The sequence below is a fragment of the Komarekiella delphini-convector SJRDD-AB1 genome, from assembly GCF_014831675.1.
Classification (GTDB): Bacteria; Cyanobacteriota; Cyanobacteriia; order Cyanobacteriales; family Nostocaceae; genus Komarekiella.
This window is the reverse complement of sequence record NZ_VJXY01000023.1, coordinates 43512-64070: the sequence shown is the minus strand read 5'-3', so window position 1 is coordinate 64070 and position 20559 is coordinate 43512. Positions and strand designations below refer to the sequence as shown.

Here is a 20559-nt window from a genome sequence, read left to right as displayed (position 1 = left end):
GTAATATGCAAGTATTACAAACAGCAAATGCATTGATCTTTAAAAGCAAAAAGTATAAATTATGTCCATTATTGTTGGTACTGCTAACGATGATTTTTTGTCGGGCACTAATAGTGATGATCAGATTTTTGGTCGTGGAGGCAATGACAATATCTCCGGTGGTCTTGGAAATGACCTAATCGACGGTGGACAGGGCAATGACAAGTTGGCTGGTAATGGTGGCGATGACACATTTAAGGGCAGTCGAGGTGACGACAGCATTGATGGTGGAGATGGCATTGATACCGCAGACTACAGTAATTTGGGTAAAAGCATTACCCTTTCAGGTGTAGGGACAATTACCAAGGCTGGTGGGTTCGGAAAAGACCAACTCTTTAAAGTAGAAAGGATTATTGCTAATGCTGGTGTTGCCAACAACACTATAGATGCTTCCCAATCTCTTGCTGACGTATTTGTCACCGTTGACCTGCAAAACCAAATTTTGGCTGCCAATAACGTTCCCACACTCGGGAAATTGCCATTTACGGTAGTCAACTTTGTCAATGTTAAAGGTACAAATGCAAGTGACACCATTGCTGGCGATGACCAAAAGAACCAATTATTTGGTAATGATGGCGATGACAGTATTGATGGTAGAGGCGGCAATGACCTGATTGACGGTGGACGCGGTAGTGACAAGTTGGCAGGTGGTGCAGGCGATGACACCTTCAAGGGCAGTCGAGGTGACGACAGTATCGATGGCGGAGATGGCTTTGATACAGCAGATTACAGCAAACTAGGTAAAACCATCACCCTCTCAGGTGTAGGAACAATTACCAAAGCTGGTGGATTTGGAACAGACCTAGTTTTTAAAGTAGAAACGGTTATTGCTGATGCTAGTGTTGCCAACAATACTATAGATGCGTCTCAATCGGTTTCTGGCGTATCTATCACCGCTGACCTACAAGCCCAAAGTATCTCTGCCAATAACGTTCCCACACTGGGGACATTGACATTTGATGTAGTTAACTTTGACAATATCATCGGTACAAATGAAAGTGACAGCATTACTGGCGATAGGCAAAATAACCGATTAGTCGGTAATGATGGCAATGATACTATATCCGGTGGTTTCGGTAATGATTCCATCACTGGTGGACAAGGTGATGATATTCTCACGGGTGGCTTTGGTGCAGATAAGTTTATTTTCAATAGTGTTAAAGAGGGTCTTGACACTATCAAAGATTACGATTTTGCTCAAAAAGACGTAATCCAAGTTTCTAAAGTAGGGTTTGGTACTACTAATATTAGCGACTTTTCTTACGATGCCTCTAGCGGTAACTTGTCTTTCTTAGGAAATCAGTTCGCCTTCGTTGAAAATCTCTCATCTAATTTGAGTATTAAATTGGTCTAAAACTACTATAGTATTCCTAAATCAGCCAAGATCCCCGACTTCTCAAATAAGTCGGGAATCTGAGCACCGCTGACTTATTCTTCTACAAAATTAAAGAGTAAAACTTATGGTATTCACGACAAATCAATTATTCAAGTCGTCTGCCAAATATTTACTAGCCATTACAGCTATAATCACGGTTTTACCATTACCAGTTAAAGCAGCTACATTTTTAGTTACTGAACGCGCTGTTTTAGAAGGCAATGATGAAGTTGATTGGGTAAGTTTAGGTAAAGTATTCAATCCCTCTGCTCCTGACTTTTCTGCTTTTTTATCGAACTCTTTTTTGGCAACGTCGCAAGGTGGTTTAGAATTAGATATAAATATAGCTCCAACTAATAATCCTCAGATTACTCCACCGTTTGTCTTTCAAACTTTACCACCACCTGGCATTCGGACTAACTTCGCTCAAGGAGATTTTATTCTCTTCGGAGGTATAGATCCAACAGGTTTTCAACCTCTTCCTCCTGGTGCTCCTGATCCTCGTACTCAGGGTAATGGAGGGCCTTTTAGCATTAGTTTTGCTCGTCCTGTTTTTGGCGCTGGTACTCAGATAGCTGTAGACATTAGTAATTTAGAAGTTGAAACTTTTATCACCGCTTTTGATAACGCCAATAACCTGTTAGGTAGTTTCTCAGTTATAAGTACTTCGTCGCTAGCATTAGATAATTCAGCAGTTTTCTTAGGAATTCGTAGTGACACTCCAAATATTTCACGAGTCGTTTTTAGCAGTTCTTATCCACAATATGGTTTGGCCATTAATCAGGTAAGCATTATTGCAGTTCCCGAACCAACTTATACTTTGGCGCTATTAGCTTTTGGTGTTTCAGGTACTATTTTGAAACTACGTCAACGCACTTGATACTCTTACGGCGTCGAAATAGCTTGAATTTAAAAGGCATATCTACACCCTCAGAAAATTGATTAATGATTATTAATAAAATAACAAAACTACTATCTAGATTGGACAAAGTGTATTACTATTCTTCAAGAATTATTACTAATACTAATTTTTGAAGTGCATATAATAGCTGTACTCAAAACTATTGCCAAACAAAGATTTTAGAGTTTGATATTATGTGCAAAATCTTCACAAATTGGTATAAGCTTAAAAAGCTTAACTATAGTTCAGCAAATAAGTTAGAGATTTCGGACATACTCAAACTTATGTAATTACGTAAGTTTCGCATAACTCTTGTCTTTAATCCAATTAAACTCAATGTCATACAAAGAATTAGAAGACATCATAGACGCCAAGATCCAAAAAGCCATAAGGAAGCACGAGATTATAGTTGCTTTTATTAGTAGTATTATTGGCTTAATTTTTATAGTGGGTTTGTTTCACGCTATTTGGCTTAACCACGTTCAAATTAAAGAACTTTGGTTGAACTAATTACTGGTTGCATTCAATGGAGCTTTATAGTCAGCGTTCCCTGATGTCCATAAAACTAATCAAAGTTACACATATTGTTTATAAAAGGGAATTGCACCTATGGATAGTAAGAATAATGGCAGGGCAATATTCGTCTTATTTTTGACTGTATTTATAGACTTACTCGGCTTCGGAATTATCCTGCCAATACTGCCTTTGTATGCTAAGCAATTCGGCGCAAAATCTCATGAAGCGACTCTACTTATAGCTATTTATTCTTTAATGCAGTTCTTATTTACACCATTATAGGGCAGCTTTAGCGATCGCTACCTTCTCTGCGTCCGATTTTATTACTTTATTAGGTTCTGTAATTGCATACACAGAGTTAGGCTTTGCCAACTCATTATGGATTTTGTCTGTTGCAACTACGAATTACTGTCTTTGCATTAGAACGTAGCCCATTACGAATTATAAATTACCAATTAATATGACAGGTCGCCGAGTATTATTTTTAGGCATCTTTGTAAGCATCCTCCTCACTTATACAATTTGGCTAGGTGGGAGCATTCCTGCAAGCATTATCAAACTTCCTGACCAAGGATTAAACTGGTACTATTGGAAGCTTCCTAATCCGACCTTTTGGAGTCGAGCGACGGCTTGGAGCATGTACCTTGGGCATCAGTTTAGCATCTGGGCGTGTATATGGTGGGCGCAGCGATCGCAGTTGAAATACAAAACAGCGTTGCATCCGATTAATTACCTGATGCTTGCAATTAATAGTGTATTCATTGCCTTACACTTTCTCCAAACTTATATTTGGTATGATGCTTTGGCTCAAGATACTTCAATTTGGGCTTCCCAAGGTGCAGTTGTGCTCCTACTGGTATTCGTACTGATTTTGGAAACACCTCGACGCGGGCTATTTTTTGGCAATTCTGTTCCATTTCATCAACAGTTTTTGCGAATTATTAAGCTGTACCACGGCTACTTTTTCTCCTTTGCCGCTATCTACACCTTCTGGTATCATCCAATGGAAGCGACTTTGGGGCACTTAGTTGGTTTTCTCTATATGTTCTTGCTTCTGCTCCAATCGTCGTTGATGTTTAACCGCACCCATGTAAATCGTTGGTGGACATTCACTTTGGAAATCTCAGTGCTTTTACATAGTGTGGTTGTATCGTGGATGCTAGGACAGAGCAAATGGCCAACATTTCTTTTTGGTTTTTTTGGCATTCTTGTGCTGACTCAGCTTCACGGTCTACCTCTGGGTATCTCGATGAAACGTACTATCTACACAGCCTTTTTAGTGAGTGTACTGGCCGTTTATGGACTGACTGAACGCGGCTTGGGCAGAATTTACGAAGTAACCTATATTCCTCTGATTGAGTTTGGGCTAGTTAGCGCGATTTACTTAATTTTCCTGCTCATTTTATGGACAATTTCCCTTTTACCTGTCAAGACGTAATATCATTCGCATGACGCCAAATTTCAATCAATGCGATCGCTCCGGCACTCGCGGCATATCGAAAATGCTAAAATCGCGCTAGTACAAATGCTTTCAAATGAGGCAGCGTGGAAAAAATAGAACTGCAACTCGACAAAAAAACCCTTGAGAAAGCACATGCTTTAGCAAAGTCACGCCATTGTGACTTGTCGGAACTGATTGCATACGCAATTGAACAACTCCCAATGGCAGAACCACCAAAAGACCGATTGTTAGGACTATTTGCTGACGATCCTGAGTCAGTAGATGAGATGCTAGAAGAGGTCATGAAAGATCGGGCAGCACACCCACTAAATCAACGCTTTGGATAAGGTACTAATTGACACCGATATTTTTTCAGAGATTCTCAAAGGCATTAATCGGCACATTGCAGCTAGGGCTTCCGCCTATCATGCTAACTTTGGTTACTATACTATCTGCACCATTACAGTTTTAGAGATTGTCAAAGGCTGGCATAAGCGCCAACGGGAAGATAAGATTCAGCAGTTTTTTGTTGAAATTATAGAGGCACAAATTTTAACACTACAACTCAGTGATGCTGAGTTGGCAGGGCGCATTTATGCAGATTTAGAACGAACAGGGCAACCAATAGGACTTGCTGATGCTATAATTGCTGCGATCGCAATCCAACAAAATTTAACCTTAGTAAGCGGCAATTTATCACACTATCAGCGGATTCAAGCACTGGGTTATAGCTTGAAGCTGGATAATTGGCGAATATAAAAGTTAACTAGATCCATTAATAAATTACCTTTGGTCTGGGACAGGGGAAAATAAAGACATATAAGAGCGATTGCCTGTATGAGCTACTGCCTTAATCCCCGTTGTCCCAAACCAGAAAATCCTCATAATGTCAAGTTTTGTTTGACTTGTGGTGCTAAGTTACTGCTTAAAGAACGCTACCGTGCCATCAAACCGATAGGACAAGGCGGTTTTGGCAGAACCTTTTTAGCTGTGGATGAGGATAAACCCTCAAAACCCCGCTGTGTAATTAAGCAATTTTATCCCCAAGCCCAAGGCACTAACACAGTGCAAAAAGCCGTAGAGTTATTCACCCAAGAAGCGGTACAGTTGGATGAATTGGGTAAACATCCGCAAATTCCCGAACTGCTGGCATATTTCACTCACGATGACCGCCAGTATCTTGTACAAGAATTTATAGATGGGCAAAACTTAGCTCAGGAATTGGCACAAAAAGGGGTTTTCAATGAAACGCAGATTCGGCAACTATTGAATGATTTATTGCCAGTACTGCAATTTTGTCATGCCAGACAAGTTATTCACCGCGATATTAAGCCAGAAAATATTATTTTACGCCAGAGCGATCGCAAACTAGTTGTAGTAGATTTTGGTGCTTCCAAATCTGCCACCAGCACTGCTTTAAATAGAACTGGTACTAGTATAGGTAGTCCCGAATATGTCGCCCCTGAGCAAATTAGAGGTAGAGCTGTTTTTGCTAGCGATATCTACAGTTTGGGTGCGACTTGTATTAATCTATTAACTGGGCGATCGCCATTCGACTCGTATGATATCAACAACGACAAATGGGTTTGGCAACAATATTTGCAAACTCCCGTCAACAATCAGTTGAGTCGCATTCTCGACAAGATGCTGGAAAGTATTCCAATTCGGCGTTATCAAACAGCAGATGAAGTCCTCCAAGACTTAAATCGACATTCACCAGTAGCTACTACACCAGCGATACCAGTAAAACCTATTACTCAATCCCCACCTTCTACACCTCCCTTTGTCACAAAATCTCCTAGTCAAATAGACCAAGAATTAGAGGAAATGAAGACTCAATTTTTGGGTGGTGGCAAACCTCAACCTAATAAAATCCAACCGCCCAACCCAACATCTCAACCTTCTACTAAAAGTAAAGTAGACGATGAATTGGAAGAATTAAAAGCTAAATACCTTGGTAATAATAACTCCTAATACCAATTCGTAATTCGTAATTCGTAATTCGTAATGAGCTACGCTAACAGCACTTCTTTAGTCAGCACTCTCCAAAAAAAAGTGACTCTGAAACTCAGAGCCACTAGTAAAATTAAATTTTGAAGCTTTCTAGACTTTCACAATCTGCGGATATTGAGATATGAAAGTTTACTTCTCGGATTCAGCAATAGGAACCCATTCAGTATGGAAGCTTCCAGGTTTATCAAGACGCAGGTAAGTGTGTGCACCGAAGTAGTCGCGTTGTGCTTGAGTCAGATTTTGGGGCAAGCGATCGCGGCGATAGCTGTCAAAATAATCCAATGATGCACTAAATGCGGGCACTGGAATTCCTAGTGTCGCTGCTGTGGCTATCACTTCCCGCCAAGCTGTTTGTCTGTCGAGAATTGTCTGCTTAAATTCAGGAGCTAATAGCAAGTTAGGTAATGCTGGATTTTCGTTAAAAGCCTTCTTAATTTTGTTCAAGAAGCCAGCGCGAATAATACAGCCACCTTTCCAAATCCGCGCCATTTCGCTCAGATTCAAATTCCAGTTATATGTCTTGGAAGCTGTAGATAACAGCGCCATGCCTTGAGCGTAAGAACAGATTTTTGAGCAATAGAGGGCATCTCGCACCTTATTGACAAAATCTTTAATGTTTCCATCATACTTACCAGATGGGCCTGTGAGAATCTTGGATGCTGCTACCCGTTCTTCTTTGATGGAAGATATAATCCGGGCATTCACTGCCGCTGTAATTGTGGGGATAGAAACTCCCAACTCCAACGCAGTTTGTACAGTCCAGCGTCCAGTTCCCTTTTGACCAGCGGCATCAACAATCAAATCAACCAACGGTAGATTGGTTTCAGGATCAATGTAGGGGAAAATATTGGACGTAATCTCAATCAAAAATGAATTGAGTTCATCGGTGGTGTTCCATTCGGTGAACACCTCATGTAGCTGAGTATGGTCAAGTCCAGCGGCATTTTTCAGCAAGTCGTAGGCTTCAGCAATTAGCTGCATATCGCCGTACTCAATACCGTTATGTACCATCTTCACGTAGTGACCAGAACCACCAGGGCCAATATACGTGACGCAAGGGCCATCATCGACTTGGGCAGCAATTTTGTTGAAAATTGGTGATAGATACTCGTAGGAGCTTGTTGTACCTCCGGGCATTAGAGAAGGGCCATTTAGCGCCCCTTCTTCACCGCCACTGACACCCATACCAAGATACCGAAGCCCAACGGGTTCTAATTCCTGAGTGCGTCGTTCTGTATCCTCAAACCAAGAGTTGCCACCGTCGATAATGATATCGCCTTCATCTAGCAAGGGTTTAAGTTGAGCAATTACCGCATCCACTGGCTTACCAGCTTGCACCATCACAAGGATTTTGCGAGGACGTTCCAATGCTGCGACAAATTCTTCTAGGGTAAAGGCGGCTTTGACGTTCCGTCCTGGCGCACGCTGCGCCATAAACGCATCCGTTTTTTCTCTGGAGCGGTTATAAACTGCAATTGGGAAGCCATTACGCTCGACGTTTAGAGCAATATTCTCGCCCATTACGGCTAAACCAATCACACCAAAGCTTTGTAGTGTCATAGAAAATTTTTGGCTAACTCTTGCAGATCCTTTTATCTTTAAGGGTAGTCTGAGATTTTTGCTTCTCTCCTAAAGAAGACCTTAAGAGTTGATATAAATGACAAAAATCCACAACTAACACAGATAATTAATTTTAATTTGTATCTAAATCAACAATTGACTTGCAAAATTTGCAAAATTGTTATTTGAGGGATTGGGGACTAGGGACTAGGGGACTAGCGACTGGGAAGGAATTTAATTTACTAGATTAGTTTTTCTTCCTAATATCTAATACCCAGTACCCGACCCCCAGTACCCAATCCCCAATCTTAGTCAAAGGACACAGTAAGGAGTAACCAAATAATGCTGGCATACGTCCTAGCTTTAGTGGTGGGTCTTGGTAGTTTAGCCATTTACGTATCAGCTTTCTTTTTCCCAGAAATCCATCGCAAGAATGATTTTATTTGGAGTGGTGTAGGGCTGTTCTATGCATTAGTCTTATGGGTGTTTGCACCACGCATTACTGGAGGTTTGCTGTTGGGTCATGTGGCTAGTGTGGCTCTTTTAGTTTGGTTTGGCTGGCAAACTCTTTCATTACGTCGGCAACTAACCCCACTGCTACAACAAACTCAAGTACCGAGTCCTGAGACAGTAAAAACTAGCATTCAGGAACAGGTGAATAAGTTGTCCCTTCAGCAACGACTTGCTCAGTTGCAACAGGGTATTGGTAACACCTTCAGTGGCGCGAAAAACCGGGTGCAACAGACTGGGAGTAAAAAGACACCCACAACCCCCAAACCTGAAGACATTACCTCTGTACTGGCACAACCTGCTGTTGAGATTATCGACAAAACTACTCCCATACCAGAACAATCAGTAGAAAACGCAGGTGCTACTACTGACACCGAAGCAAAAATCGAGAATGTACCGGAAGCCATTCCACCAAATCCCCCATCTCCCGAATTGGTGGAAGCAGCGCAACCAGATGCCGAAGTTGAGGATAAAGAACCAATTCCTGTGGAGGAAATTGCTCCAGATGCGGTACTTGCTCCCCCAGCGGAAACGCCGCCTGATGTAGTACCACCTGATAATCAGGCTAGTTAACTTTAGTGAAACCCAACGTTAACCTAAACGTAATGTTGGGTTTCACTCAACTTGTTTTAATGTTCTGCCACAAATCGGCTCAAACAAACCTAAATAAGTGCCCAACGTTAGTTGTTGCGATCACTACATCTGTAACGATAATAGTTATAGCTTGAGCTACTAAAATTATGTCACCGTCAATTGTCTTATCACCAGCTGTTGGTTGTCCTTGTTGACGAGCCTGCGCCCACAATAATGCAGCTTGACGCATTGCAGCTGTTGTGATTGCTAAATATTCTAGAAGTTGACTTAACTCATCTAAACGAGCAATACCTTTAACTTTGTTTGCTCGTAATAATTCTCGCCGCACTTCATAATCGGCGATTTCAGGAATTATAACTCGACTGCTAGAGGAAACGAGTATTTGCAGCCATTTAGAGCAAGCAAAGCTTTCAGCAGACAACTTTGGGTTTGTGACTAGACCGATTGGCCCTGCATCCAACAGAATAACCTGACTCACCAAGTTATACCTTTTAACTCAGCACTAAACAATTTACGATAAGATAATCTATCTTCATCTAACGTATGAATTAAGTACTCTCCTGTTTCTTGCTGCTCATCAGCGTCACCCTCATTAATCCAAGACTGAAGCACATTAACCAATTTAGATTGTTTCTCTTTTGGCAGAATATATTCTTGCAAAATCTGCAAAGTATATGTTTCCATAGAAAGCCCTTGCTGTTTAGCTTCTTGTGCAAGATACTGTTCTAATTCTGGTGGCAAGTTTAGGGTTAGAGTCATAAGTCTTTTTTGAGTCATACCATATATTTTACCCTTGACAATCCATCTACAAAACACTTAGCTGTGACACACCATTACAACTAACTATTGTATTTTTTTTTAAAAGTCTATGTTAAGTAATAAACTCTAAAATGTTGTATAATTTTAACAAATAAAATAGAGTTTTATTACTTATGGATAGAATTACAGTTGGTTTACTAAATACTTTCAGAAAACAACAGTCTTTCTCAGAAGATTTAAAAGAATCAGACCTGTTTGAGCATTTTGTTAATTATTACGTTATTTCCAAAGAATATAATTATCAATTTGGACTCGAAGAAATCCATGTCGGAGGCAGTGGTGATAAAGCCTTAGATGGCATTGCAATCATTGTTAATGGTAGTTTAATTAACTCAAAAGAAGAACTGGAGGATTTGCAGAAAAGAAATAAATATTTAGATGTTGAATTTATCTTAATTCAATCCAAAACTAGTAGTAGTTTTGATGCAGGTGAAATCGCTAAATTCTTATTAGGATCTACAGATTTCTTTAATGAAGAATCTGAGTTACCAGCCAATGCTCAGATCAGAGAAAAGTCTCAACTAATGGGATTGATATATGAAAAAAGTAGTCTGTTCAAAAATAGGAAGCCCATATGTAAATTATACTATGTTACAACTGGCAAGTGGTTTGATGATAAACATTTAAAGGTAACTATTGAGGGTTTGAGAAAAAGACTTGATGATATGGAGATTTTTGAAAGGGTTACATTTAATCCTATTGATGCTAATGGCATTCAGAATTTATATAGATTAGCAAATAACAAAATATCAAGACAAATTAAGTTTGAAAGACGCGCTACTATTCCTAAAATAGAAGATATCAACCAAGCATATATTGCAATTTTACCAGCAAGCGAATACTTGAAATTAATTACTGATGATGATGACAATCTAATTAGAGGCCTATTTTATGATAACGTAAGAGGTTTTCAAGGTGAAAATGATGTAAACCAAGAAATAGAAGCAACGATAAAATCTGATGAGCGTCAGTTTTTTGTATTATATAACAACGGTATAACTATTGTTGCTGAATATGTTGATGTTATTGGAGACTTAATTACTATTAAAGATTATCAAATCGTTAATGGATGCCAAACCAGTTACATTTTATATAATAGCCGAGAATCAATAGATGATTCTTTATGTATACCAATTAAAGTAATTGCTTTAGATCGAGATAGTAAACTAAAAAATAACATTATTAAAGCTAACAATAGACAAACACCTGTTAAATTAGAGGAGCTTGAAGCATTAACTGACTTTCAAAAAAAATTAGAGGAATACTATAATTCTATACCAGAGGAAAAACGGCTTTACTACGAAAGAAGACCAAGGCAATTTAATGGAATAGATGATATTGAAAAAATAATAATAGTAGATATACGCTCTCAAATGAGATGCTTTGCGTCTATGTTTTTAGACCAAGCTCAAAATGCAGGTAGATACCATACAAGGTTGCAAGAGGAAACCAAAGAAAAAATATTTTTACCTTCTCATCACCCAATAGGATATTACGTTAGTGCCTATGCAAAATTTTGTTTAGATGCTCTATTTAGAAAAAGACTAATAGATCCTAAATACAGTCCATTTAAATACTACATTCTTAATATTCTAAGAATACAAGTTTCAGGTAAAATTATGCCTGATATAACATCTAATAAGTTTATTAAATATTGTGAAACACTAGAACAAGCATTATGGGACGAGAATCAATGCAGAGATGTATTATTAGATACTATCAATATTGTTGATCAGGCTGTCAATGGAGACTATGATCGTGCAGTAGCAAAAACCGTAGGATTTTCAAATGCTATCAATAATTGTTTTAAGTAAGCTCAATAGCAATTAGAACATGATGGTAATTCAAATTTAAAACTATTTGATTTTCCAGAAAAGCCAAAAACTGTACTCCTTTCAGTTCAATTAGGGCCAACTGGATATTGAAGGGAACTTGACTTCGAGAACCGTTTTCTTTTCTTTGCATCTGCTGTTATTTACAGTGAACAGTTTTATCTAAAATCATGCCATCTTCTATAATTAGTAAAATCTGCACCTATAATCTTAGGCATGAGACTGTGACCGAAACTGGAAGTTACAAAGATACTGTAAACCTACCCAAGACTAACTTTGATATGCGAGCAAACGCTATCAAGCGTGAGCCGGAAATCCAAAAGTTTTGGGAAGAAAATAAAATTTATGATCGCCTCTCGCAAGAAAACCCCGGCGAATTATTTATACTGCACGATGGGCCTCCCTACGCTAATGGCTCACTTCATAGTGGTCATGCATTGGGTAAAATTCTTAAAGATATTATTAATCGCTACCAACTGCTAAAAGGGCATAAGATTTGCTATGTCCCCGGTTGGGATTGTCACGGTTTGCCTATTGAACTGAAAGTTTTGCAGAACATGAAGTCAGCAGAACGGCAAAACTTAACGCCTTTACAATTGCGGCAAAAAGCTAAACAATTTGCACTCGAAGCAGTAGCAGATCAAAGCAAAAGTTGTATACGCTTTGGGATGTGGGGCGATTTTGAGCATCCTTATCTGACTTTGCAGCCGGAATATGAGGCGGCGCAAATTGGTGTGTTTGGTCAGATGTTCTTGAAAGGGTTCATCTATCGTGGTTTGAAACCTGTTCACTGGAGTCCTAGTTCTAAAACTGCTTTGGCTGAAGCTGAGTTAGAATATCCAGAAGGTCACACCTCTCGCAGTATCTATGCAGCTTTCCGAATCACAGGTTTGACTGAGGGTGTAAAACCAGTTTTGGGGGAATATCTCTCAGAGTTGGGTGTAGCTGTGTGGACGACTACGCCTTGGACGATTCCGGGGAATTTGGCGGTGGCGGTGAATTCAGATTTGGATTACGCGGTAGTGGAAGTGTCACACCCAGACGCCCAGACGCAAAGTAATCTTAGCGCCTCTGCGCCTTTGCGCGAGATAAATTTCAAATATCTAATCGTCGCAGCTGATTTGGTGGAGAGTTTATCTTCGACATTGGAAGTTGAGTTAACCGTAAAAGCCACAGTTAAAGGAAAAGATTTAGAACATACTACTTACCGTCATCCTTTGTTTGACCGCGAAAGTCCGGTGGTTGTGGGTGGAGATTACATCACAACTGAGTCGGGTACTGGGTTGGTACATACTGCACCTGGTCATGGTCAAGAAGACTACATTGTAGGTCAGCGTTACGGCTTGCCTATCCTTGCGCCTGTTGATGACAATGGCAATTTCACCCAAGAGGCGGGTGAGTTTGCTGGGTTGAATGTGCTAGGTGATGGGAATCAAGCGGTAATTGATGCGTTGACGGTGGTTGGTTCTTTGTTGAAGGAGGAACCTTACCAACACAAGTACCCCTATGACTGGCGGACGAAAAAACCGACGATTTTCCGCGCTACTGAACAATGGTTTGCTTCGGTGGAGGGATTTAGGGAAGAAGCGTTAAAGGCGATCGCTACAGTAAAATGGATTCCAGCTCAAGGTGAAAATCGCATCACGCCAATGGTGGCAGAACGTTCTGATTGGTGTATCTCTCGTCAGCGTGCTTGGGGTGTCCCAATTCCCGTTTTCTACGATGAACAAACTGGAGAAGTACTGCTAAATGAAGAAACTATCAACCACGTCCAAGCAATTATCGCCGAAAAAGGTTCCGATGCTTGGTGGGAATTGTCGATAGCTGAGTTGTTACCAGAATCTTACAGAAATAATGGTCGGTCTTACCGCAGAGGTACAGACACAATGGATGTATGGTTTGATTCTGGTTCATCTTGGGCGGCTGTATTAAAGCAGCGTCCAGAGTTACACTACCCCGCTGATTTGTATTTGGAAGGTTCCGACCAACATCGCGGTTGGTTCCAGTCAAGTTTGCTTACCAGTGTAGCGGTCAATGGCATTGCGCCTTACAAAACTGTCTTAACTCACGGCTTTGTTTTAGATGAACAAGGGCGGAAGATGAGCAAGTCAGAAGGAAATGTGCTTGACCCAAATATAATCATTGAAGGCGGAAAAAATCAAAAAGCAGAACCGCCTTATGGTGCGGATGTACTGAGGTTGTGGGTATCATCGGTAGATTATTCCTCTGATGTCCGCATAGGTAAAAACATCATCAAGCAACTAAACGATGTCAGAGGCAAGATTCGCAATACAGCGCGGTTCTTATTAGGTAGCTTGCATGACTTCGACCCAGAAAAAGATGCAGTCCCTTTAGAGGATTTGCCGGAACTCGACCGTTATATGTTGCACCGCATCACCGAGGTGTTTCAGGAAGTCACGGAAGCCTTTGACAGTTTCCAATTCTTCCGCTTTTTCCAAACAGTGCAGAATTTCTGCGTCGTGGATTTGTCCAACTTCTATTTAGATGTTGCCAAAGATAGACTCTACATCAGCGCCCCGAATGCTTTTCGCCGTCGCAGTTGTCAAACAGTGCTGAAGATAGCTTTAGAAAATTTAGCACGAGCGATCGCCCCAGTACTATGCCACACCGCCGAAGATATCTGGCAATATCTCCCCTACAAAACACCTTACAAATCGGTGTTTGAAGCCGGTTGGGTGCAGATAGAAGAAAAATGGCGTAATCCAGAAATAGCAGGATTTTGGCAACAAGTCCGGCAGATTCGCACTGATGTAAATAAGGTGCTAGAACAAGCCAGAATAGAAAAACTGATTGGTTCTTCCTTGGAAGCGAAAGCTTTGCTATATATAGCTGATGAGCAATTACGCTCCTCAGTAAAAGCCCTAAATCCAGTCATCGGTAACGGTATCGATGAACTCCGCTATCTATTCCTTACCTCCCAAGTAGAAGTGTTAGATTCTCCTGACAAACTGCAAGGGTTGAAATACAACTTGCAATCAGATAGCTGGGGAATTGGGGTAGTAAATGCAGATGGGGAAAAGTGCGATCGCTGTTGGAACTACTCCACCCATGTGGGAGAATCAGCAGAACATCCCCTAATTTGCGAACGTTGCGTTGCAGCCTTAGCCGGAGAGTTCTAGAAGTAAAAAGTGAGGAGTTTTACTCATAACTCCTCACTCAGCACGGGCTAAACGCCCCGCTACCGCGCTTCAGCACAGACGCGATTAATCGCGTCTCTATTCAGCACTCTTCACAGCTTTTGCAACAACTCCTGAGTTAACTGAAAGAATGCTTTAGAACCAGCTGATTGGGGAGCATTTAAAACAACTGGCATAAAACTATCAACAGCTTTAGCAACATTGACATCAACTGGTATTTGAGTTTTACAAATTTTTTCTACGCCAAAATCTTCAACAACGCGGTGCATAACTTGTTTATAATATCTGCCAGTGAGCAGGTTAGCGTTGGACATGCTAAATACAATTCCCAGCATTTTTATATCTATCTTGGTTTCATTCCCGTGACTGTCTTTTAATTGAGCAATCCGTCTTTCCAGTAATTGAATACCCACCACAGATAAAGGTTCTGGTTTAGCAGGAAGTATATAGAAATCACTACCAGCTAAAGCGCTACGAGTCAATAGATTATAACCAGGCGCACAATCCAAGAGGATAAAATCATAATCTTGGCGAACAGATTTTAAGATGTTATTAATCAAAACTCTTTCAAAGCGATTCCAAATCGTTTCAAAATCCTGTTCACCCAAAGCAACTGCTTGTTGATGCAGCATTTCTGAAACAACAAATTCATCATACAAGTCTATATCTCCTGGTAATAAATCTAGTCCAGGTAGATTACAAACTTGAGATTGAATGATTTCCTGAATCGTCAGTTTTGCATTTGGTTCTGGATTGACAACTTCATCTATCAGATATCTAAATGTCAGTCTTTGTTTGCGACGCTTGGCAAAATCCAAAGGCGACATCAGACTGAGTGTGGCACTAATTTGGCTATCTAAATCAAGGACAAGCACCCGCTTACCATGATTTTTTGCTAAACAAGTCGCTAAGTTGACGGTGAGGGTAGTTTTTCCCACACCACCTTTCATATTTGCAGTAGCAATTACATATCCCATTGGTTAATTCCTCTGATGACGCCTTCCCATCTAGGTAGCGTACACCCCTGCTGAACAATTGAAACTTCCGTTAAATTTAATATTTTCGCGGACTTAAAAGAGTCTTCTCAGTCATGTTTCCTCAATTGAGGCAGTCAGATTATATAGCAACCCGGCCTTAATTATGCAACGCTGGCAAAGAAAAAAACCTGTTCCTCTGAAGTATACGTCTACACTTATCTAACCTGTGAACTTAAGTCGGGAACTTATACTAAAGCTCACATGTCGTTGGTAGAGATACACAGATGATGTGTGTCCTTACGGCATTTAGCTTTTACTTAGCCTAATACTTTTGAACATGGCTAGCTCTCAGAAATAGCTAAATTCTCAGTGGAAACACTACCTATATTATGAATTTATTAAATTTTTATAAGTATTTTTTATTACTCAAGACAATTAACGCCATGCCATAATCAAACATAAATCCCTTTATTACCAATATTTTTATTTTTTTAGAGGTAAAAAATATTGCTTTTTAATCCTGAGCTGTGTCGTAATGAAAGCGAAGTTGAAAGCAAACTCATAGTGCAATATTTGCTACCACAGCTAGGGTATACTCCTGATACCTGGCATCAAGAAGTTGCCCTTGGTAGCATCCGCTTAGACTTCTTAGCATTTGCAGCGCAAGTAATTCCCTTTGTCTTAGATGCCAACTCACCCTTGAGTGTCGTCATGGAGGCGAAGCATCCTAAACAAAACTTAAATAATCACGTCCTCCGACTCAGGCATTATTTAACAAGCTTGAATGTAAGGTATGGGCTGCTAACTAATGGCAAAGAAATCAGAATTTATGAGAAATTTAAAAATGATGTTCAGCTAGTGTTTCAGTGTTATGGAAAAGAAGTCGAGAAAAAGATAGATAAAATTAAAAACTTTATTGGTAGAGACAGCCTAAAAGAAGAACATCTGACAGAAAATTCACAGATACAAGTATCGGAAAATAATTTAAATTTTCAAACTGAGAGGCAATATTCAATGAAAACAATTGCGATTTATCATAATAAAGGTGGTGTTGGTAAAACTACCGTTGCAGTAAATCTTGCAGCTGCATTGAGAAAAAAAGGTAAAAGTGTACTTTTGATTGATATAGATTCTCAGGCAAATACTACGTTTGCTACAGGCTTAATAAAATTTCAATTTGAAGAAGATGATGATTTGCGAGAGCAAAATATTTCTCATTTATTAGAATCAGCAGATTTTAATTTCATACCAGAAATTTTACGTCAGTCTAATTATTTTAATGATCCAGAAATAGATGTTGTTCCTTCACATATTAACTTGATCGATAAACAAGATAAACTAAACAAAATAGCAGTTAGCAGAAGTAGGCTAATTTCTAAGCTCAAAATTATAGAAACTCATTATGATATCGTAATTATTGATACACCTCCATCAAGGGATTATTATGCTGAAGTTGCCCTAATTGCTTCTGATTATTTGATAATTCCTTCGGATTTAAAACCATTTGCCAACCAAGGCTTACCAACCGTTAAAAACTTTATTAAGCAAATTAATGAATACAGAGGGCTTATGAGCAAGGAACCTATTAATATAATAGGAGTTCTTGCTTCTAAAATTTCAACTAATTCTAAATTTTTGCAGTATACTTTTCCAAGACAAAGAAGTACTATATCTGAGCGCTATAATCTCCCTTTAATGGAAGCAGTTATTTATGATAGAACTGCTCTTTCAGAATGTATGAATAATACAATAACAGTTGGAGATTTAGAATATCCAGATCCAAGATCAATTATTAAATATGCAGATTTAAAAACTAATGCTCAACAATCCGCTATGGAATTTGAGATGTTAGCTAAAGAAGTTTTACAAAAAATAGGGGTCAATTAATAATGGAGTTTTATACTGTAGATGTTAAAAATATTACTTGTGAAGTTTCTCGTTCCAACTTTACAGATGATGCTGTAAATAGCCTTGCTGATATGATTATAGAAAGCGGAGGAATTATCAGACCATTAATTTTAAAAGCTACGGGCTTAGAAACTTATACAGTAGTAGATGGATACCTAGAATATTATGCTGCTGTCAAAGCGAGAGAAAAAAATTCTCGTCAATGCGAAATGGTCAATGCTTTTGTAATTTCATCCAAAAGTGAGGAGAAAATAGCTAAACAAGTAACTGCGTTTAAAAAATTTGATTCGGTCGAAAAACTAGAAATTAAGACTCCAATTGAAACAACTAATTCAAAATCGATTTCAACAAATAATAATTCTCATTTGTTTGCCAAGCAAATCAATGATTTAAGGTTAGAACTGGCACAAGAAAGACAAGAAAGACAGAAGTTATACGAGACTCTCAAGCTGATTGAAAGTCAGATACCAAAACAAGTTACACCATTAGATGCATTTAATAGTTTAAGTTTACTAGAATTGACTTTTAGATTAAGAACTGCTGGATTTACTGATAAAAAAGCCGTTCAGGTGGCTGAAAGTGTCGAAAAAGAACGTACTAAGAAAAAATTTGAATCTCTGAAAGATGTACTAGCAAGAGTAAAGGTTGCAAGTGGCAAAAAACAGGTTAAAGGTATAAGTGGCGATAAAATGGTAGACATTGTTGATAGCTGGTCACGCATCTTATTTATTTAAACTTTACTTCTAGCTAATTTGTAATAATAATTCTGGGTCAATATGGATAAACTAGAATTCCAAATACTTGAAATATTAAAGCGTGGTACTCCGCTAAGAGCAGTAAAAATTGCTGAAATGCTAGGAGTTGAGAGACGGGAAGTAAATCACTACCTGTATTCTTCATTGAAGAATATGGTTGTCCAAGATAGTGAATATAAATGGTCATTTCAAACAAATAAAATAGGTAATAATCAGCGTATCCAATCTCAACCTCAAAAATCTCAAACTAAATCACCAATACCTGTACAGCAAGATACCTCGTATAGTTTTACTAAAAAGGAGATTAAACAAGATACTCCGATTCAGCCGCCAATTTCTCCAATTCCATCCTCACAACCAGCCAAGTATGAGAAACTAGAGAGGTTTTCTCAAAAATATTTTGAACCAAAATCTCCAACTCCATCTTCACAACCTGTAAGGCAAAGTAATCCATTTGAGGTTGTCAGGAGAGAACTTGCTCAGGTATCTTCAGAACAAAAGGTAAAAATCCTAGAAAATGCTTTTAGGCAAGATAGATTTTCAGAACTAGAAGATGAACAAATAAATGCTCTCCAATCAATTTTGGAAGAAGCTAAGCGAGAAGTAAATATAGTTAATACTGCATATACACAAGGAAAACTAGGCTCTTGGAAGGCTAATCGTTTAGCGATCGCAGCCGTATCCATTACCTTAGCTCTTACTACATTCTTTGTGATTAATCAACTAAGATTCAGCCAAACTTATCAACCTACCCCAACTATTCCACAAAATAGGTAGATTCGCCAACCCTTAACTGAGTATTTGTATTACATAATTGTGGAGCATTGCTTACTGTTTGCAGTCTTTCTTTGCGCCTTTGCGTGAGGAATTCTCATATATAGTCTACGCATTCCCACATAACTTGTAATCATTGGAGACATACTTAAGTGACGACTTCCTCGATTCGCACTTTATTCATTACAAAAGAAGTGCCTTATCCACCTGTGGGTGGAGCAAGTTTACGTACCTGGCAAAACATCAATATTATGATGAAATTCGGCCCAGTTGCCGTTTTTTCAGCCTCCAACTGGACTCCTAAAAGCACGTCTTTACCTGGGGTTGAACTATGGAAACACTCCAACTTTGCCAAACAGCGGTCAAACTGGGAAAATTTAGAAAGTCGGTTGTGGTGGCTGAACTCTCGCAGACATCCAGATGCAGATTGGGCTTATACAAAAACTGCTGCTCAAGAATTAGACGAAACTCTGATAAAATTTCAGCCTGATGTTGTAATTCTTGAGGAGGTATGGCTGTATCCTTACTTGAGCGTGGTCAAGAAACATAAATGTCACATTATCTTCGATAACCATAATGTGGAAGCATCTCTATGGCAGCAGAGATACCATGCAGTTCAGGGTTTAAAGTCAAAGTTAAAAGCCAAGATTCAGCTAGACCATCTCAAGTCCATTGAAAGCGACTTTACTAAACAAGTTAGCCAAGTATGGGTATGCAGCGAAGACGATGTGAGCTTGATAAACAAGTTTTACGGACAAGTATCGCCCACTCACGTTGTACCTAATGGCATCAATGTAGCCCACTACGACTGTGTACGTTCCAGTGAATACAGCCCAGAGACGGGATTGGAGAATACGAAGCGGAATGTACTTTTTCTTGGTCAGCTTTCATACTCACCTAATACAGTGGCGGCTGAATTACTGATTAACCAAATCTATCCCCGGCTGCGGGAGCTTTACCCAGATAGCCGTTTACTGCTAGTAGGGCGCAGTCCCACTCAATTTATGCTGGATGCTGCCAAGCGATCGCCTGGAATTATCGTTACAGGTAGTGTACCAGATGTCCGACCCTATTTGGCTGCTGCTAGCGTCATGCTTGTACCATTACTTCAGGGTGGAGGTACGCGCCTGAAAATTGTAGAAGCCTTTGCTGCTGGTTGTCCTGTTGTTAGTACTGCTAAGGGTGCTGAAGGAATCAACGCTGAAGATGGGGAACACCTATTAATTAGAGAGGTAGAGGAGTTAGTTGCAGGAGTATGTCAAATCTGGACAGATCCTTTTTTGGGAGAGAAACTAGCTCGTTCTGCCTATGAATTAGTACAAGCAGAATACTCTTGGGAGGCAGTTAGTTGTAAAGTGAAAAAGGCTATCCACAAACTGTTTTGAAG

The 20559-nt window shown here is 39.5% G+C and carries 18 protein-coding genes; 14 read left to right on the top strand and 4 right to left on the bottom strand.

The window, feature by feature from the left end:
* The first annotated feature begins 61 nt into the window (after positions 1-61).
* From FNW02_RS20490 to FNW02_RS20460, 7 genes are all read left to right on the top strand, one after another.
* Positions 62-1393 carry a calcium-binding protein gene (locus FNW02_RS20490; RefSeq protein ID WP_191759350.1) on the top strand — a complete coding sequence of 444 codons (1332 nt, stop codon included), beginning with the start codon at positions 62-64 and terminating at the stop codon, positions 1391-1393.
* Between the two features lie 106 nt (positions 1394-1499).
* On the top strand, positions 1500-2294 hold the full coding sequence (locus FNW02_RS20485; protein ID WP_191759349.1) for a hypothetical protein: 795 nt from the start codon (positions 1500-1502) through the stop codon (positions 2292-2294).
* Between the two features lie 630 nt (positions 2295-2924).
* Complete coding sequence (locus tag FNW02_RS20480; RefSeq protein WP_191759348.1) at positions 2925-3113, top strand: hypothetical protein; 189 nt, start codon at positions 2925-2927, stop codon at positions 3111-3113.
* Positions 3114-3291: 178 nt separating this feature from the next.
* Entirely contained in the window at positions 3292-4269 is a 978-nt protein-coding gene (locus FNW02_RS20475) for a hypothetical protein (protein WP_191759347.1), read from the top strand.
* A 107-nt stretch (positions 4270-4376) separates the two neighbouring features.
* Positions 4377-4619 (top strand): hypothetical protein, encoded by a 243-nt coding sequence (locus tag FNW02_RS20470; protein ID WP_191759346.1) that lies wholly within the window; start codon positions 4377-4379, stop codon positions 4617-4619.
* Complete coding sequence (locus FNW02_RS20465; RefSeq protein WP_191759345.1) at positions 4612-5031, top strand: PIN domain-containing protein; 420 nt, start codon at positions 4612-4614, stop codon at positions 5029-5031. Before FNW02_RS20470 ends, FNW02_RS20465 begins: the two co-directional genes overlap by 8 nt.
* 78 nt (positions 5032-5109) lie before the next feature.
* Positions 5110-6246: a serine/threonine-protein kinase gene (locus FNW02_RS20460; RefSeq protein ID WP_191759344.1), complete on the top strand. Its 1137-nt coding sequence runs from the start codon at positions 5110-5112 to the stop codon at positions 6244-6246.
* Positions 6247-6414: 168 nt separating this feature from the next.
* On the opposite strand, the gene gndA is transcribed toward FNW02_RS20460, so the two are convergent.
* Positions 6415-7845: an NADP-dependent phosphogluconate dehydrogenase gene (gene gndA, locus FNW02_RS20455; protein ID WP_191759343.1), complete on the bottom strand. Its 1431-nt coding sequence runs from the start codon at positions 7843-7845 to the stop codon at positions 6415-6417.
* Between the two features lie 342 nt (positions 7846-8187).
* Here gndA and FNW02_RS20450 point away from each other — a divergent pair, with 342 nt between their 5' ends.
* On the top strand, positions 8188-8928 hold the full coding sequence (locus FNW02_RS20450; RefSeq protein ID WP_191759342.1) for a Ycf66 family protein: 741 nt from the start codon (positions 8188-8190) through the stop codon (positions 8926-8928).
* Positions 8929-9007: 79 nt separating this feature from the next.
* On the opposite strand, the gene FNW02_RS20445 is transcribed toward FNW02_RS20450, so the two are convergent.
* The gene (locus tag FNW02_RS20445; protein ID WP_191759341.1) at positions 9008-9427 is read right to left on the bottom strand and encodes a PIN domain-containing protein; all 420 of its coding nucleotides are present in this window, start codon (positions 9425-9427) and stop codon (positions 9008-9010) included.
* Positions 9424-9708, bottom strand: coding sequence for a hypothetical protein (locus FNW02_RS20440; RefSeq protein WP_191759340.1), 285 nt, complete (start codon positions 9706-9708; stop codon positions 9424-9426). Before FNW02_RS20440 ends, FNW02_RS20445 begins: the two co-directional genes overlap by 4 nt.
* A gap of 173 nt (positions 9709-9881) precedes the next feature.
* Here FNW02_RS20440 and FNW02_RS20435 point away from each other — a divergent pair, with 173 nt between their 5' ends.
* Positions 9882-11582 (top strand): AIPR family protein, encoded by a 1701-nt coding sequence (locus FNW02_RS20435; protein ID WP_191759339.1) that lies wholly within the window; start codon positions 9882-9884, stop codon positions 11580-11582.
* Between the two features lie 242 nt (positions 11583-11824).
* A complete protein-coding gene (gene ileS, locus FNW02_RS20425) occupies positions 11825-14740 on the top strand; it encodes an isoleucine--tRNA ligase (protein ID WP_191759396.1) in 2916 nt (971 codons plus the stop codon).
* A 110-nt stretch (positions 14741-14850) separates the two neighbouring features.
* Here the strand turns inward: ileS and FNW02_RS20420 are convergent, their stop codons facing one another.
* Positions 14851-15735 (bottom strand): ParA family protein, encoded by an 885-nt coding sequence (locus tag FNW02_RS20420; RefSeq protein WP_191759337.1) that lies wholly within the window; start codon positions 15733-15735, stop codon positions 14851-14853.
* A gap of 507 nt (positions 15736-16242) precedes the next feature.
* Between FNW02_RS20420 and FNW02_RS20415 the strand changes: the two genes are divergently transcribed.
* From FNW02_RS20415 to FNW02_RS20400, 4 genes are all read left to right on the top strand, one after another.
* Entirely contained in the window at positions 16243-17622 is a 1380-nt protein-coding gene (locus FNW02_RS20415) for an AAA family ATPase (protein WP_191759336.1), read from the top strand.
* Between the two features lie 2 nt (positions 17623-17624).
* Positions 17625-18377: a chromosome partitioning protein ParB gene (locus FNW02_RS20410; RefSeq protein ID WP_225225786.1), complete on the top strand. Its 753-nt coding sequence runs from the start codon at positions 17625-17627 to the stop codon at positions 18375-18377.
* A 42-nt stretch (positions 18378-18419) separates the two neighbouring features.
* Complete coding sequence (locus FNW02_RS20405) at positions 18420-19175, top strand: hypothetical protein (protein ID WP_191759335.1); 756 nt, start codon at positions 18420-18422, stop codon at positions 19173-19175.
* 149 nt (positions 19176-19324) lie between these two features.
* A complete protein-coding gene (locus FNW02_RS20400; protein WP_191759334.1) occupies positions 19325-20557 on the top strand; it encodes a glycosyltransferase in 1233 nt (410 codons plus the stop codon).
* Positions 20558-20559: the final 2 nt, after the last annotated feature.

Coding starts and splice junctions, on each gene's coding strand:
- FNW02_RS20410 (WP_225225786.1), top strand. CDS start 17,625: ATGGAGTTTTATACTGTAGATGTTAAAAATATTACTTGTGAAGTTTCT.
- FNW02_RS20440 (WP_191759340.1), bottom strand. CDS start 9,708: ATGACTCTAACCCTAAACTTGCCACCAGAATTAGAACAGTATCTTGCA.
- FNW02_RS20420 (WP_191759337.1), bottom strand. CDS start 15,735: ATGGGATATGTAATTGCTACTGCAAATATGAAAGGTGGTGTGGGAAAA.
- FNW02_RS20435 (WP_191759339.1), top strand. CDS start 9,882: ATGGATAGAATTACAGTTGGTTTACTAAATACTTTCAGAAAACAACAG.
- FNW02_RS20485 (WP_191759349.1), top strand. CDS start 1,500: ATGGTATTCACGACAAATCAATTATTCAAGTCGTCTGCCAAATATTTA.
- FNW02_RS20405 (WP_191759335.1), top strand. CDS start 18,420: ATGGATAAACTAGAATTCCAAATACTTGAAATATTAAAGCGTGGTACT.
- gndA (WP_191759343.1), bottom strand. CDS start 7,845: ATGACACTACAAAGCTTTGGTGTGATTGGTTTAGCCGTAATGGGCGAG.
- FNW02_RS20450 (WP_191759342.1), top strand. CDS start 8,188: ATGCTGGCATACGTCCTAGCTTTAGTGGTGGGTCTTGGTAGTTTAGCC.
- FNW02_RS20480 (WP_191759348.1), top strand. CDS start 2,925: ATGGATAGTAAGAATAATGGCAGGGCAATATTCGTCTTATTTTTGACT.
- FNW02_RS20475 (WP_191759347.1), top strand. CDS start 3,292: ATGACAGGTCGCCGAGTATTATTTTTAGGCATCTTTGTAAGCATCCTC.
- FNW02_RS20490 (WP_191759350.1), top strand. CDS start 62: ATGTCCATTATTGTTGGTACTGCTAACGATGATTTTTTGTCGGGCACT.
- FNW02_RS20460 (WP_191759344.1), top strand. CDS start 5,110: ATGAGCTACTGCCTTAATCCCCGTTGTCCCAAACCAGAAAATCCTCAT.